Here is a 15194-nt window from a genome sequence, read left to right as displayed (position 1 = left end):
ACAGCCGACCGAGCAGCCAGCGAGAGCTTCAGGATGTCGTCATGACGACCGTGATGCTCCGCCTTGACGATGACCGACCCGCCCTCTGGCGGGACTCTCGAACGCTGCAGCTCGGACTGCACGCCGAGCCCTCGCTTCCCGATCCGCCCGGCTGGCAGGAGCGGGTGCTGCGAGCGTTGGAACACGGGATCGCGGAGCAGGACTTCTCGCGGATAGCCCAGGGGCTCGGCGCACCGCTGGATGATCTGGACGGCTTCCTGGCTCGCATTGATCCCGCACTCCGGCGGGTGGACACCAGTCTGCTCATGCCACGGCTCCAAGTGGCACCGGCCCTGCGCGGACTCGACATCGTGGACTTCGTCGCCGCCGGCCTGTCCGCGTTGCCGGGACTCCCCCGTGACGATTTCCGCGGGCGTGCGCCGGTGGTCCTTCTCAGTGCGCACGCCGCTCTGCCGGTGGCTGCCGCGCCATGGATGTCAGCCGATGTCGTGCACGTCCCGCTCGTCATCGAGCTCGATGCGATACGGGTGGGTCCTGCGGTGATTCCCGGCATCACAGCGTGCACGTCCTGCATCGCGCTCGCCGAACGAGACGCGGATCCTGCGTGGCCCCACCTGGTCGCGCAACTGGCCGAGCGTGATCCGCCGATCCCCGATCCGGTCGTTTTAGGTGAGGCCATCGGGCTCATCCGCGAGCTGCTGCCACTGACCGGTGTCGCCGCGGTGGGCCGCACGGGCGCAGCCCATCGGCTGCGGGAGGGTACGAGTCGCTCCGTCAGCGTGCGGAGCGAGAACCGGCGACTCTGGCGGACACACCGGCCGCACGAAGACTGCGGCTGCCGATCTCCTGCAGGAACCGCGAGGGCTTACGCGTGATCCGTCCGCTCCCCCGAGCCCACGAGAGCGCCAGCGTTCGCGCGGCGCGGGTGACACCGACGTACGCCAGCCGTCGTTCTTCGTCGACCGCCTCGAAGGAGGTCGCGTACGCGATCGGAAGCAGGCCCTCGGCCCAGCCGATGATGTGCACGTGGTCCCACTCCAAGCCCTTCGCGGCATGAAGGGTCGACAGGGTCACGGTGTTCAGCACCGGCTCATGCTGGTCCTTGGTGCGAGCAAGCAGCTGTTCCGCGAACTGTCGGATCGTGGTGCCTTCTGGCGCCGCCTCGGCGAGGCGAAGCAGGGCGGCACGCGCTTCCCACGCGTCGCGCAATGCGCCTCCGGCGGGCGGCGGCTCATCGGTCAGCCCGATCTCTCGCAGTACCGTGCGAACGTTCGGAAGGAAGCCGCGATCGCCGGGAGCCACGGCCGCCGCCCGCAACGCGAGCACCGCCTGGCGCACCTCCGACTGATCGAAGAACCGCTTGCCACCCAGCACGGTGGTGGGGATGCCACGAGCCGCGAGCGCGTCCGCAAGCGCGGCGGACTGGATCTGCGCTCGATAGAGCACCGCGATGTGCTGCGGGTCGGCGCCCTTGGCGATCTGCTTCTCAATGGCGCGGGCGACTCCGGCGGCCTCATCGCGCTCGTCCTCGTACGTGGTGACGACGGGCGTCGGAGACTCCGGCGGCCGCTGTGGTGCGAGGGTGAGCGCCCCCGGGCGTCCGCGCATCAGATCGTTTGCGACGGCGATCACCGACGGATCGGATCGGTAGCTGCGCTCCAACTTCACCGTCACGGCTTCGGGGTAGGTACGGGGGAACTCCAACAGGTACTTCGCGTCGGCACCGGCGAACGAGAAGATCGTCTGGCTGGCATCGCCCACAACGCAGATGTCCTTGCGATCGCCCAGCCAGAGCCCCAGGAGGTGGTTCTGCAGCGGCGAAACATCCTGGAACTCATCCACGGTGAAATGTCGGTACTGTTCCCGGACGGCCGTGGTCACCCGAGGCTCGGCCTCCAGCATCCCCGCGCACGCGAGCAGGACGTCCTCGAAGTCCAGTTGCCGGCGCTCATCCTTCAGCTTCTCGTAGGCGTGCTGCAGGGCGACGACTTCGGAGCTGGACAATCGCCCCACGGTGCGCCCGGTGAGGGCGTACTGGTCGATGCTGCGCATCGCGATCTTCCGCCACTCGATCTCGGAGGCGACGTCGCGCAGAGTCGGGGTGTCCAGCGAGAGGCGCAGGCCGTCGGCCGCGTGCGCGAGCATGCGCACCTTGTTGTCGATGATGCTGGGGGCCGGCTCACCCGTCACCTGCGGCCAGAAGAAGTTCAGCTGTGCGAGGGCGGCCGCGTGGAACGTGCGCGCGGCGACCCCGCTGATACCAAGATTACGCAGACGACCACGCATCTCCCCGGCTGCCTTGGCCGTGAAGGTCACGGCCATGACCCGGCTCGGCGAGTAGGCGCCGGTGTCCACGCCATGGGCGATGCGGTGCGTGATCACGCGGGTCTTGCCCGTGCCCGCACCCGCGAGCACGCACACCGGACCCCGCAGCACCGAAGCCGCTTCCCGCTGCTGTTCGTCGAGTCCGTCCAGCGCGCTCACGCGCGCTCACCCACCGGCGGGTTCGGCTCGCCCTCGTCCGGTTCGGCAGCCCAGCTGGAGATGAGTTCGTGCGCGATCGAGGGCTTTCCGGGCAGCAGGAGGTCGGACTCGCCGGCATACGCGGCGCGGATCTCGGTGCGGGTGAACCAGCGCACGTCGAGGATCTCCTCGCCATCAGGGTGTGCCGTTCGCGCATCCTGCGCCCGGGCCCGGAAGCCGAGCATCAGCGAGCGCGGGAACGGCCACGCCTGCGAACCGGCATACGCGACGTGCTCGACGTCGATCCCGGACTCCTCCTGCACCTCGCGGCGCACCGCCTCTTCCAGCGATTCACCCGCCTCAACGAAACCGGCGAAGCACGAATATCGGCGCTGCTCCCAGAGTGCGTTGGATCCGAGCAGGATGCGGTCGCCGTCGGTCACTGCGACGATGACCGCGGGATCGGTGCGCGGAAAGTGCTCCCGGCCGCAGGCGGTGCAGCGTCGCGCCCATCCGGAGGTGGTCAGTTCTGCCTCGGCCCCGCAGAATGCGCAGTGCCCTGCGTCGAGGATCCAGCGTGCGAGGCTCACGGCTTCGAGGAGCAGCGCGCCGTCTGCGCCGGCCAGGCGAGGATGCAGCACACGCAAGGACGCCCACGTGGCGAGGTGCCCGAGCGCCAGCTCGGCCGCACCGGGGACGGCCGAGAGCAGAATCGCGACACCGTCGCGACGGCCGAGGAACCCGAACCGCTCCCCCGGTGACGCCGTATCGCGCGCCGTCGAGCCAGCATTCGGTGCGTCACGGGGGACCTCGGCGGTGGTGATCGCTGCGGTGGCCAATCGCGCAGCGACATCACGCGCGACGGACACCGGCACGAGCGCCAGCTCGCCGTCAGCGTCGACGGGCGCGCGGTCAGCGTCGATGAGCAGGACGCGCGTCTCCGGGTCGGCGATGAGGCGAGTGATCAGATCCGGGTCGGTGCGTTCGTCGGCGCTACGGTCGAATTCGATGACCACCCCGGGAGCTGACGCGTCTTCCATCTACTCCCCTTCTCGCGGGCGTGGCGTGTGCGGGGGCCGCGATGGCCGACCTACGCTGAGCACATGGCACGCTCTCCTCTCACTCTAGCCGCGGCGGCCACGGCCGCAGTCCCCGGAGTCGAGATCGTCGGCACCACGGCACTTTCTGCGCACGGGGAGGGCCGAAATGAGTCCGCGGTGATCACGCTCACCGACGGGGCGCGCGCAGTCGTTCGCCTCCCGCGCGATGAGGCCGTCGACGTCGAGCTCGCTTCCGAGGCACTCGCGTTGCGCGCCCTCACGGACGGGGTGCGAGCCCTCCTCGGTTTCGAAGCACCCCGCTTCCTCGGGGTGGGACCGCTGGATGGTCGACGCGTGTTCGTCACCTCCTACCTTCCGGGCTACCAGGTGGATGCCGAGGAGATTCCGCCCGGGCGCGGCGTCGCAGCGTCCATCGGCGAGACCCTCGCGGCTGTGCACGCGTTGCCCGCCTCCTTCGTGCGCAATGCCGGGCTCCCCCACCGCACGGCTGAACAAGTCCGTCAGGACGCTCGGCGCGTGCTCGACGAGTCATCGGCGACGGGTCGGGTGCCGGTGCGCCTGATGGTCCGCTGGCGTGACGTCCTGGACGACGACACCATGTGGCAGTTCGAGCCTGCCGTCACGCTCGGGGGCACCGCAGCATCGGCCTTTGTGTACGAGGACCGCGACGGCGTGCCGACCGTGTCGGGCGTCATCGACTGGCACGCGCTTCAGGTCACCGATCCGGCTGTGGATCTGCAGTTCCTGATGTACGCCCCCGACGCCATCGATTCGGTCTACCAGTCGTACATCGCCGCCTCGCACCGTGCCCCGGACGAGATGATCCTCGCGCGCGCTCGCCTGCATTCCGAACTCGACGTCGCACGGTGGCTGCTCCACGGCCGCGACATCCGGGAGGCGAACGTGGTCGACGACGCCGCCACCATGCTGGATACGCTCGCCGAGGACGTCCGCGACGATGACCTGCGGCCTCGCACGGCGAAGGCCGACATCGATGACGCGCTCGCCGCGCTGCGCACGGTACCGCAGACGACCCCGCATGGGGTGGACACGTCGATGCACACCGACACCTACGACCCGACCGATCTCGCCTTCCTCGGCGCGAACGCCACGGAGACGGCGGCACTCTCCGGCGGCTTCTTCGCCGACGATCCCAACGCCACGCAGGCTCTGGACCCCTCGTACTACAACGACGAACGACGCCGTGTTGAGGCGGTGGAGATCGACGCCGATCCGAACGCCACGCAGGCCCTGGACCCGTCGTACTACGACGACGAGCGCGTGCGAGTCAATCGTGTCGAACTCGGCGACGAGGGGAATGCAGAGCGACGCGCCTCCGGCCAGACCGGCGGCGAAAATCCCAGCGCTGCGGACACCGCTTCGGGTTCGAATCACCGGGATTCACACGTGGATTCGGATCGCACCGACCCGCGGCATTCTGACCCGGCGGGCGCCGGCCCGGCGGGCGCCGGCTCTACGGGCGCCGGCTATACGGGCGCTGACTCTGCGGGCGCTGACCCGAACGACACGCAGGCTCTCGATCCGTCGTTCTTCGACGAGGCAACGCGGCCGCTGTCCTCACGCGCTTCAGCGCAGGAAGCTGAGAGCGCCCCGGCATCCGCGCTGGCTCCGGTCTCGGAGGAGTCCGCCACCGGCACCGTCGCCCTGGTCTCTGACGACGAGGTACTGACCGACGCCCGCGAAGCTAACAGACTCACCGATTCGGGTCCGCTGATCTTCCCGCCGGACGCCGCCGACCGCGTTTCGCGTGACCTGGAGGAGGCGGAGCGCGCCGCACAAGCAGCCTTCCGCCGCTGGGCCCAGGAGGACTAGGACCCAACCGGGTCGTGCGCGGCAGAGCCCCCGCACGTCATCGCCATTGCGCAACTGCCTCGCCGGTCACGTCGTGACGGCGGCGATGCCGTCGGCGGCTGCCGCCGAAGCTTCGTCCCACAGCACAGCAAGCTCCTCTTCGGTGTAGACCTGCTCGGGGCGCAGCACCAGATCATGGCCGACGTAGAACAGCGCGACGTCGATGTCTTCCAGCGCAATCCCGCGCGCGTGGTGGTACGCCACGCGGTAGTGCGCCAACTGCAGCAAACGCTCCTGCCGCTCCCGCGGTGTCGCCGGCGGCCGTCCCGTCTTCCAGTCGACGATCTCGATGCGTCCGCCCCGATCCTCGCGTCGGAAGACGGCGTCGAGCTTGCAGATCATGATGTGTTCGCCGCCCGCCGGGGTGCGCATCACGTAGTTGACCTCGCTCTCGACCTCCAACGGCCGCAGCCCCGCCCATTCGGAGCGCAGGAAGTTCTGCTGGTGCCGGGCGAGCTCAGAGTCGTGCTCCGCCTCCGCATTCGATTCGCCGCCGGCTCCGTGGATCGTTGCCGAGTCTCGACCGCCCGCGACGGCGCCTGTCGCCGAGGGGTCCCCATCCGAGAGCTGGTCACCGACTGCATCGCCGAAGGAGCCGTCGCCCGCGTATTCGCTGTCACTCTCCCACAGCGCATCGTCCAGCGACGTGCCGGAGCCCACCATCTCGTACAGGTGCTCGATCCACGCGTGAAAGTCGGTGCCGATACGCGTCTGCGGATAGGGCCGTTCGGGCAGCGGACGCACGAGAGCGTCGGTGGTGCGACGGAACCCGGTGACGTAGTCCTTGAACATGGATGCGGGAATACGCGTCGGGGCAGGAGCTATCGGGATCTGCGCGCGCAGCTCACGCTCGCGCAAGAGCCGTGCAAGCTCCGGGGACGGCTCGGCTGGCGCCGTCGCCGCCACGAGAGCCGCAGCCTCCTCCACGGCGACGCGTCTGCCCCCGAGCGCGTCCAACGGCCAGGCTATCGTGCGGCCGCCGTGCTGGACCGGGTTCTCCCCCTCCGCGCGTTCGGTCGGCAGCTCCTCGGCCCCGATGGCCTCGAGCATCGTCTGCAGGTATCGGCTGGGAACGCGCGCGCGCGTCTGCCCTCCCCACGCGGCGCCGGTCAGCAGCAGGCGGGAGCGGGCCCGGGTGACCGCGACGTACGCGAGGCGCCGTTCCTCTTCCTCCTGGTACGCCTTGTTCGCTTTCTTGAACTCGTCGATCGCCTTGTTGATGTGCGTGCGCGTGACACCCTCGCTCGTCGGGATCACAAGCTCGGGAAGCGCGTCGCGGTCACCGCGGAAATCGAAGGGCAAGGTGCCGAGGGACAACCAGCCCATCGTGGTCCGCGGGCTCTTCGGCAATTCGTCCTCGACGAGGCGCACCACCGCGGCGGCATCCCACTCGAGACCCTTCGCACCGTGGATGGTGAGCAACTGGACGACTCCGGGTTGCGGAGGCTCCGGGCGCGGCATGAGCTCGTCGGTGTCTTCGGCATGGGCGAGCCAGGCGAGCAGACTGCCGATCGTGCCGCGCTCATCCGCGTCGAGGAAAGCTCGCACTTCGTCACCGAATGCACGCAGTTGTGTAGACGCGACACGTGCCGGGCCGCGCGATTCGTTCGCGGCCAGCTCGATGTCCAGGCGCAGCTCCGCTTCGATCAGTCGAATCAACTCCGGCGCGGACTGACCGCTGGAGCGTCGGAGACGATCGAACATGTCGCCCGCTTCGCGCAGGCGCTCCCGGCCCGTGTCCGTGAAATCAGAGAGCAGCGGGTGGTCTGCGCGCAGGGATCGCAGGACATCCAGCGCGTCGACGATCGACAACTGCTCATCCGCCCCCGCCGATCCGCGCAGGCGAGCCAGCATCTCCTCGGAGAAGCGCCTGCCGTCGGCGCCGCGTCGTGACAGCGTGGAGGCGAGGGCGTGAAGCGCGGCCATATCGGCGACGCCGATGGCGAAGCGCGGTCCGACCAGCAGGCGGATGAGCGAAGAGCCGGCGGCAGGGTCATGCACGACCCGCAGCGCGGCGACCACATCGGTGACCTCGGGCGTCGACAGCAGCCCGCCGAGGCCGAGGATGCGATGCGGGATGCCCCTCTTGTCGAGGGCATCCGCGAACAGCTGCATGTGCTTCTTGGCGCGGAACAGAATCGCCCCCGTGTGCTCGCCGCCGCCGTTCCCCTCGGTGTGTTCTGCCCGCACCCGCTCGAACCACTCCGCCACCGCCTCGGCCTCATCGTCGATCGTCTCGGCCCAGACGTGGTCGACAACGCCATCGCCAGCGCCCGGGCGCGGCTGAAGTTCGCCGACCTCCAGACGCCCCGGTCCGCGCAGGGGGCCGAGAAGGGCATTGGCCGACGCGAGAATCGACACGTCATTGCGCCAGCTGATCATCAACTCATACGTGCGGTGGGCGACCTCCTGCGAGAACGCGGACCCGAACGCATCGAGGTTGTCGGCGCTCGCCCCGCGCCAGCCGTAGATCGATTGGTGGGGATCCCCGACGGCCATCACGGCGTGGTCGTGGAAGATCGAAGACAGCAGGCGGGTCTGCAGCACCGAGGTGTCCTGATACTCGTCCAGCAACACGACCCGGTACTGATCCCGCAGTTCCGCGGCGATCTGGGGGCTGGTCTCGATGATCTCCAGCGCACCGGAAACCTGATCGGCGAAGTCGAGCACGCCCTGGGCCCGCTTGGCGAGCGCATAGTCCTGGGCGAGACCGGCGATGATGGGCAGCCCACGTCCGGCCGCCCACGCGTTCTCGGTATTGGCGGGAGTGACGTCTGTCTTGATGTAGGGCTCCAGCCGATCGGCGAACGCCGATCCGTACGCGGCCACCTCGTCCAGATCCGCGCGGTTGTCCAGAGCGTCTCCCGCCAGCTTCTGCACCGCATCGATCATGGTCGACAGCGCGTTGTCGCGATCGGCCAGACGCGGATCCGCGCTGCGGATGACAACGGAACGCGCGAGCAGCCACGAACCGGACTGACTGAGCAGCGAGGCTTCCGCATCGCGTCCGATCCGGGCCGCGTGCTCACGCACGATCGCATCGGCGAAAGCGTTGTAGGTGGCGACCCGCGGCCGCAGCAGCTCCTCCCCGCTCACGAGCCCTCGCGCCGTGTCCCAGCCGGTTCCGTATCGACGGGCCAGGCGATCGAGGAGGACGGGGAGCTCATCCGCGGGGGTCTGCGCAAGAACACCGGTGGCGACGATCTCCTCCAGATGCGGGAGCAGGCCGCGACGGCCGAAGGCGTCGATGCGATGGAGCCGCGTCATGATGCGCTCGGCCAGCTCTCCTGCGGCCTTGCGCGTGAAAGTCAGGCCGAGCACCTCATCGCGACGGACGTGCCCGTTGGCGACGAGCCAGACCACGCGGCCAGCCATCGTCTCGGTCTTTCCCGACCCGGCGCCGGCCACCACCAGTGCCGGAGAGGGCGGCGCCTCGATGACCTCCTGCTGCGCGGGTGTCGGTGTGGGAAGTCCCAGCGCTGCGGCGATCGTCGCTGCCGACAGCCCCAGCGGCCCGGACCAGTCTGTGCCGGCTGCTGTATCCAGGAGCGTCATGAGGCGCTCACCGCCTTCACGGTGTGAATGCCGCAGATCGCGAAACGATCGACTCGGCAGTGCTGATCGATATTGGCCGTGAACGCCGCAGACGCCATCCCCCGCGCATCGGCGATCACGCGCTGGACGAAGGCATCGGCCGTCTCGGGTCCGAGCGGCGCCTGATGTGCGATCCGCCAGTGGGTGCCCTTGAGCGTCTGGCTGAGGACCAGCAGGCGTGCGCCCGCTGCATCGTCCGGGTGTGCGCCCGCGATGGCACCCGCACCGACGGCGAGCTGGTACGCCGCGAGCTGCGCGTCATCCTCGACCAGATCGTTGCGCACGCGGCTCTCGCTGCGCCCCGTCTTCAAGTCCACCACGATGGCCCGAGGCGTGCCGGGACGATCCGGGTCCTGCGGGATGTCGTCTCCTGCCCCCGGCGGGTAAACCTCCACGCGGTCGATGCTGCCACGCAGCACCGCATAGGGAACGCCGGGCGAGAGTTCTGCACGCTCCGCGTCGAGAGGACGGACGATCACGTGCTCGGCTCCCGCCTCCTCGTCGAGCGGTATCGCCAGCTCGAACGGCGCTTCCGCGCCCACGCGCTGCGCTCCGACGGAGCGGAAGCGCAGCAGATACAGGTGTAGACGCTCCACCAGGGTGCGCGCCCACCGCTTCTCCTTCGTGGAGAGCCACTCGGCCTCGAACTCGAGCTCACCCCATCTCTCGTCCACGACGCGCTGCAGCTCGGCGAGATCGCCGTCGGTGACCTCCTCCATCGCGGCATGCAGGATGGTCCCCAACCCCTGGGAGGATGTTCGGGTGTCGCCCCCCAGCGAGCGAATGGCCCAATCCACACCACAGGACTCGAAGTTCTCCATGCGCGAGGGAGACACCGGAACCGGCGCCTGGCCAGGGTCTCGCAGGGGTGCCGCGCTCGACGTCGGCGCGAGCCCGTACCACTGCGCCGGCGCGGCGCCGGGAACGCCTGCGGCCGCAAGAGCGCCGAGCTGACCGGCAGCGACGAGGCGCTGCGGTGACGAGGTGATCGGCGCGGTGAGGTCTCGTCGATAGCGGGCGACCAGACCACGCAGAGTCAGCGGATGACTTCCCGCCCGATCGTCGTCGGTGCGGCTCGGCTCGGGCAGAAATCCGAACAGAGCGCTCGGCCCGGTGTCGTCATCGTCGACGGCGGTGACCAGCAGATGGGTGCGAGCGCGAGACACCGCTCGAACGAAGAGTCGGAGTTCGTCGTGCAGAGCCCAGCGTCTCCGTTCGGCGACCGGCGGGACGCTGGTGGACGTGTCGCCGGCGCGCGCGGCGACGACGGCGTCGGCCAGCAGCCAGCTGTCCAGCAGACCACCGCGCAGGCGGACATTCGGCCAGACCCCGTCCTGCACCCCCGCGATGACGACGGCGTCGAACTCGGTACCGAGTGCCGTAGCCGGGGTCATGACCGCCACGGTCTGCACACTCTCCGGCGCTGCCAGGGTGTCTTCGGGCACATCACTGCCCAGCAGATTGCGGATGAAGGCGGCAGGATCGGCATCGGTGCCGCGTTCCACGGCGCGTTTGGCCGCCTCGAATAATGCGACCAGCGCGTCGAGCGCTCGTCCTGTCTCAGCGGCGAAGGGACCGGGGGTGGTGGCGATGCGCCGCCAAGCGTCGGCGAGACGCTCACCCCCACGACGGGATCGGTCCCAGATCAGCCACAGCAGCTCGTGCACGGTCTCACCGCGCTGATACGCCTCGGCCACCCGCATCAGAGTGGTGGCGAGACGCTCCGCCGCGAATGCCTCCGCCCCTTCCAGCAGAGCGAACTCCAACGGATGCTCGAATGCCGAACGCAGCAGCTCCCCCGCCGCCGTGGTGCCGCCATCCGCGAGCTCTCGATGGCGAAGTGCCGCGCGCAGACGGCGGAGGCCGACGGCATCGAGACCGCCGAAGGGCGAGAGCAGGGCTCCCGCGAGCTTCTCGGGATCACGGTCCTGGGGCAGCTGGATACCGAGTTCCAGTACCTCAAGAAGCTGGCGGACGACGACCTCACGTCCGAGTGGGCGCTGCACGCCGGCCGCTCGTGTCGGCACCTCGCGAGCAGCCAACTCGGTCTCCAGCGACGAGACCTGCCGGGTGTCGTGAGCGATCACCGCCATGCGAGACCACTCGACTCCGCTCACGAGATGCCAGTCACGCAGGGTACGGGCAATCGCGTCGGCTTCCTCATAGGGGCTGGCGGCGATGAGCGCCCCGACTCGAGGATCGGCGAGTTCGTCCCCCGGCGCACGTCGGTGCTCCACGCGCCCGCCTACACCGATCGCCTGGGTGACCACGCGCATGAGCCGCGAGATCGCGGGAGTCGCTCGATGAGACTCGTCCAGGACGTGAACGTCGCCGAGGAGGACGGCCAACTGTGCGAACAACTCCGGCGTCACCCCGCGAAACGCACCGGAGCCGATATCCGGGTCACCGAATGCGACGACGGCGACGCCACGGGACCGCAGCGCCTCGATCAAGCCGATGGCCCCACGCGTGAGCTCCTGTGCGTCATCGATCAGCACGGTCTTCAATCGCGCGATCGGACCGAGAGCCGCGAGTGCCGCCGACCCCGAAGGCGCGGCACGCACGATGGCTGCGGCCTCCGCGAGCAGGTCGGCCGCGTCACGGTGCGCGGCGCGCATCCGAGCCGTCACGTCGCGATAGTCCGCGATGAAGCCCGCCGCGGCAGTCCACACCGGCCGGCTCCATCTCTCGCCCAGCAGGGACAGTTCAGCGGGGTCGAGCCCGAGCTCAGTGCACTCGTCGATCACGGTGCGCAGCTCGGAACGGAACGCCTTCGCATTGCGTGCCGCGGCGGGCAGCTCATCCGGCCACCGCGGTGATCGTCCGCTCTCCTGCGCGTCCTGTTCATCGCCGTGAAGCAGGTCCGCCACGATACGGTCCTGGTCGGCGCCCGTGAGCAGCTGCGGCGCGGGCCGACCGTCACGCACCATGGCCGCGCGGACGATCTGGAAGGCGAGCGAACCGAGCGACCGGGCCAGCGCGCCCGGCGTGGCCCGCCCCACGGACAATCCGAGATCATCGCGCAGCCGCGTGGCCGTGAGACGCGACGGAGTGAGCACCAACAGCTCGTCTGTACCGCGCTCCCCGCTGGCGAGCAGCTGTCGTGCACGGGCGAGGAGCGTTGTCGTCTTGCCCGTGCCCGGAGCGCCGATCACGACGGCATCGGCCGTCGCAGGCAAAGCCACGACGGCGCTCTGGCGCGAATCCAACTTGTGCGCCAGAGGAGCCGAATCCACCGTCGCACCGTGTTTCTCTGGCGTCGTCGGGGTGTTCGTGCTCATGTCACCACGCTAGCGGGAGGGTCAGACATCGGCGGCGGTTGGGCCCATCCGCTGCCTCCCGTACGCCATGCCGAGGGCGCGCGTCTCGACGATTCACCGCGCCGGCGTTCGCCCTGAGCGTGCACGCGGCGCGAGGCCCGACGGGTGTCATAGGCTGTGGGTGTTCGCCCCTTCCGGGGGCAGAGGAAGGACACATCGTGGAGATCCGCATCGGCATCGCCAACATCGGTCGCGAGCTCAGCTTCGAAACCTCCCAGTCCGCAGACGACGTGCGAAGCGCCGTCGCCGAGGCGCTGGAGTCGAAGGCCGCCTTCGTGAACTTCGCCGACGACAAGGGCAACGCCTACATCGTGCCCACGGCGTCGCTCGCTTACATCGAGATCGGCACCGAGGAGTCGCGCCGCGTCGGGTTCGTGGCCTGATATGTACGTCCTCCTCGCGGTCATCGGAGGCATCCTGCTCGGTGCCGCTGCCCACGCGATGCTCCCCGCCCGCGCATCCCGCGGCGTAGCGGTCAGCGGCGCGCTCGGCGGCGCGTCGGCAGCGATCGTCTACACCGCCCTGACCTGGTCGGGCGTGGCCGAGTCGAGTGTGTGGATGTGGGTGGCCAGCCTGGGCGCAGCAATCGTCGTCGCCATCGTCGGCACGCTCATCCTCACGCGCCTGCGTCTGTCGCATGACACCGCGGAGGATGCACGTCTCGGCATCGCCTGATCAGACGTTACGAAGAAGGACCCGCACCTGAGGTGCGGGTCCTTCTTCATAACGTCGGGAAGGTCGTCGATTCAGGAGGCGAGCCCGATCGCGTCCATGCGCTTCGCGTGGCTCGCCATCAGCGCCGTGAACACCGGCTCCACCTGCTTCTCCTCATCCGAGTCCAGTCGAGCGGGCCGCAGCGCAGCGCGAGCGACGAGCAGAGTATCCCCCACCAGGCGCCGTCCCCACAGCGACAGCAGCCAACGCCACTCGTCATCGGCGGCGATCGTGTGGCGCAGGATCTCGGCGATCGCCTCGCGATCGGGATCCGCGCCGAGGATCCGCACCACTCGGCGACCGGTCTCGCCGTAGCTGGAAGCCAGCGCGATGTAGAAGTCATCTAGCATCCCGGCGGTGATGTGCACGGACAGCATGGTCTCGCGCGGGCGCTTGCCGATCGTCTTCCAGCGGAATCCGTCGAGCTCTTCGCGGAAGGGGAGCATCACCTCGGTGGGTACCTCGCCACGGGAGGTGATGACCTCGCACAGACCCTGATGTTTGGTGAGGGCCGCACCGGCGGCCTTCGACAGCGCTTCCTTCTCCTCCAGATCCGGAGTGTTGCGGATCAGTCGGCTGAGCGTCTCGAAGTACCCCAGCTGCAGGTACGCGGCCTGCCCGAGGAAGGTGTCGATGTCGGGCGCGAGCTCCGAGAAGTCGACGCGCTGCGCATCGCTCAACTCGTCGCGCCCGCGCAGCAGCAGGGTGCGCCCGGCGGGTCGCCGCTTCCAGAACCAGTTCACCACGCGCCCAGCCTACTGGGAGTGTCATCGCGCACACGGAATCCGGCAGCGCCGGGCTCGAAAGCGCGTCATCCGGGGCTCTCGCAGCGGCCTCCGGTAGGCTGGGTGCGCTCCGGCGTCGGATCGGAGCGCCGCGCCTGTGGCTGAGAGAAGGGCGTGGAACCTTCATCCCGGCAGGCTCACTGCCAGACAGGCTCGAAAAAAGTGACAACTTTCGCCGATCTCGGCGTCGACCAGGACATCGTCGATGCTCTGGCCGCCAAGGGCATCATCGATGCGTTCGCGATTCAGGAGCAGACCATTCCGCTGTCTCTGCCCGGGCAGGACGTGATCGGTCAGGCCAAGACCGGAACCGGCAAGACCTTCGGCTTCGGCATCCCCGTAGTTCAGCGCCTCGGCCAGGACCCGACTCCCGGAGTGAAGGCGCTCATCGTCGTTCCTACTCGTGAGCTCGCGGTGCAGGTCTTCGAGGACATGGAACTGCTGACCTCGAACCGTTCCACGGGCGTCGTCGCCATCTACGGCGGCAAGGCATATGAGGGACAGATCGAGCAGCTGAAGGCAGGTGCGCAGATCGTCGTGGGCACTCCCGGCCGTCTGATCGACCTCGCCGGCCAGCGCCTCCTGGATCTGTCGCAGGCCGCCGAGGTGGTCCTCGACGAGGCGGACAAGATGCTCGACCTCGGCTTCCTCCCCGACATCGAGAAGATCTTCCAGCGGATTCCCGCGATCCGCCACACGCAGCTGTTCTCGGCGACCATGCCGGGCCAGATCGTCGCCCTGGCGCGGCGCTTCATGACCAACCCGATTCACATCCGCGCCACCGACCCGGACGAGGGTCTGACGCAGGCGAACATCAAGCACGTGATCTACCGCGCCCACTCGCTGGACAAGGACGAGATCATCGCGCGCATCCTGCAGGCGAACGGCCACGAGAAGGCCGTCATCTTCACCCGCACTAAGCGCGCAGCCCAGAAGCTGGTGGACGAGCTCAGCGACCGTGGGTTCAACGCCGCGGCCGTTCACGGCGACATGAGCCAGGAGTCGCGCGAGCGCTCCATGGCCGCGTTCAAGGCCGGCAAGCGCGACGTGCTCATCGCGACCGATGTCGCCGCTCGCGGTATCGACGTCGATGACGTGACGCACGTCATCAACCACACGATCCCCGACGATGAGAAGACCTACCTGCACCGTGCCGGTCGCACCGGTCGCGCCGGTCGCACTGGCACTGCGGTGACCTTCGTCGACTGGGAGGACCTGCACAAGTGGGCTCTCATCAACCGTGCTCTGGAGTTCGGCCAGCCCGAGCCCACGGAGACCTACTCGTCCAGCCCGCACCTGTACTCCGACCTGGACATCCCCGAGGGGACCAAGGGTCGCATCGTGAAGGCACCGGCCACGGCCACCGTGCGCACGCAGCGTCGCTC

At 68.8% G+C, this 15194-nt stretch carries 10 protein-coding genes; 5 read left to right on the top strand and 5 right to left on the bottom strand.

Annotated elements, in window-relative coordinates; genetic code table 11:
* The first annotated feature begins 41 nt into the window (after positions 1-41).
* Positions 42-875 carry a hypothetical protein gene (locus ACI3KU_RS08980; RefSeq protein WP_404921975.1) on the top strand — a complete coding sequence of 278 codons (834 nt, stop codon included), beginning with the start codon at positions 42-44 and terminating at the stop codon, positions 873-875.
* On the opposite strand, the gene ACI3KU_RS08975 is transcribed toward ACI3KU_RS08980, so the two are convergent.
* Positions 775-2484 carry an ATP-dependent helicase gene (locus ACI3KU_RS08975; protein ID WP_404921974.1) on the bottom strand — a complete coding sequence of 570 codons (1710 nt, stop codon included), beginning with the start codon at positions 2482-2484 and terminating at the stop codon, positions 775-777. The two genes, ACI3KU_RS08980 and ACI3KU_RS08975, sit on opposite strands and share 101 nt — an antisense overlap.
* Positions 2481-3503 carry an NAD(+) diphosphatase gene (gene nudC, locus ACI3KU_RS08970; RefSeq protein WP_404921973.1) on the bottom strand — a complete coding sequence of 341 codons (1023 nt, stop codon included), beginning with the start codon at positions 3501-3503 and terminating at the stop codon, positions 2481-2483. Before nudC ends, ACI3KU_RS08975 begins: the two co-directional genes overlap by 4 nt.
* A 63-nt stretch (positions 3504-3566) precedes the next feature.
* Between nudC and ACI3KU_RS08965 the strand changes: the two genes are divergently transcribed.
* Positions 3567-5357 carry a phosphotransferase gene (locus tag ACI3KU_RS08965; RefSeq protein ID WP_404921972.1) on the top strand — a complete coding sequence of 597 codons (1791 nt, stop codon included), beginning with the start codon at positions 3567-3569 and terminating at the stop codon, positions 5355-5357.
* Between the two features lie 66 nt (positions 5358-5423).
* On the opposite strand, the gene ACI3KU_RS08960 is transcribed toward ACI3KU_RS08965, so the two are convergent.
* Both ACI3KU_RS08960 and ACI3KU_RS08955 read right to left on the bottom strand, forming a co-directional pair.
* Complete coding sequence (locus ACI3KU_RS08960; protein ID WP_404921971.1) at positions 5424-8951, bottom strand: UvrD-helicase domain-containing protein; 3528 nt, start codon at positions 8949-8951, stop codon at positions 5424-5426.
* Positions 8948-12271: a PD-(D/E)XK nuclease family protein gene (locus ACI3KU_RS08955; RefSeq protein WP_404921970.1), complete on the bottom strand. Its 3324-nt coding sequence runs from the start codon at positions 12269-12271 to the stop codon at positions 8948-8950. The genes ACI3KU_RS08960 and ACI3KU_RS08955 overlap by 4 nt, the downstream gene beginning before the upstream one ends.
* Before the next feature lie 197 nt (positions 12272-12468).
* Here ACI3KU_RS08955 and ACI3KU_RS08950 point away from each other — a divergent pair, with 197 nt between their 5' ends.
* Together ACI3KU_RS08950 and ACI3KU_RS08945 are read left to right on the top strand one after the other, a co-directional pair.
* The gene (locus ACI3KU_RS08950; protein ID WP_404921969.1) at positions 12469-12693 is read left to right on the top strand and encodes a DUF3107 domain-containing protein; all 225 of its coding nucleotides are present in this window, start codon (positions 12469-12471) and stop codon (positions 12691-12693) included.
* A 1-nt stretch (position 12694) separates the two neighbouring features.
* Entirely contained in the window at positions 12695-12985 is a 291-nt protein-coding gene (locus ACI3KU_RS08945) for a hypothetical protein (RefSeq protein WP_404921968.1), read from the top strand.
* A 71-nt stretch (positions 12986-13056) separates the two neighbouring features.
* On the opposite strand, the gene ACI3KU_RS08940 is transcribed toward ACI3KU_RS08945, so the two are convergent.
* The gene (locus ACI3KU_RS08940; protein WP_404921967.1) at positions 13057-13770 is read right to left on the bottom strand and encodes a ferritin-like fold-containing protein; all 714 of its coding nucleotides are present in this window, start codon (positions 13768-13770) and stop codon (positions 13057-13059) included.
* Positions 13771-13971: 201 nt separating this feature from the next.
* Between ACI3KU_RS08940 and ACI3KU_RS08935 the strand changes: the two genes are divergently transcribed.
* Positions 13972-15194, top strand: a 1223-nt coding sequence (locus tag ACI3KU_RS08935) for a DEAD/DEAH box helicase (RefSeq protein ID WP_404921966.1), incomplete at its 3' end; no start/stop codon positions are given.

Source organism: Microbacterium sp. ZW T5_56 (assembly GCF_044987425.1).
Taxonomy (GTDB): Bacteria; Actinomycetota; Actinomycetes; order Actinomycetales; family Microbacteriaceae; genus Microbacterium.
Note: the sequence above shows the minus strand (reverse complement) of the source record. Positions and strands in the feature narration are given on the sequence as shown.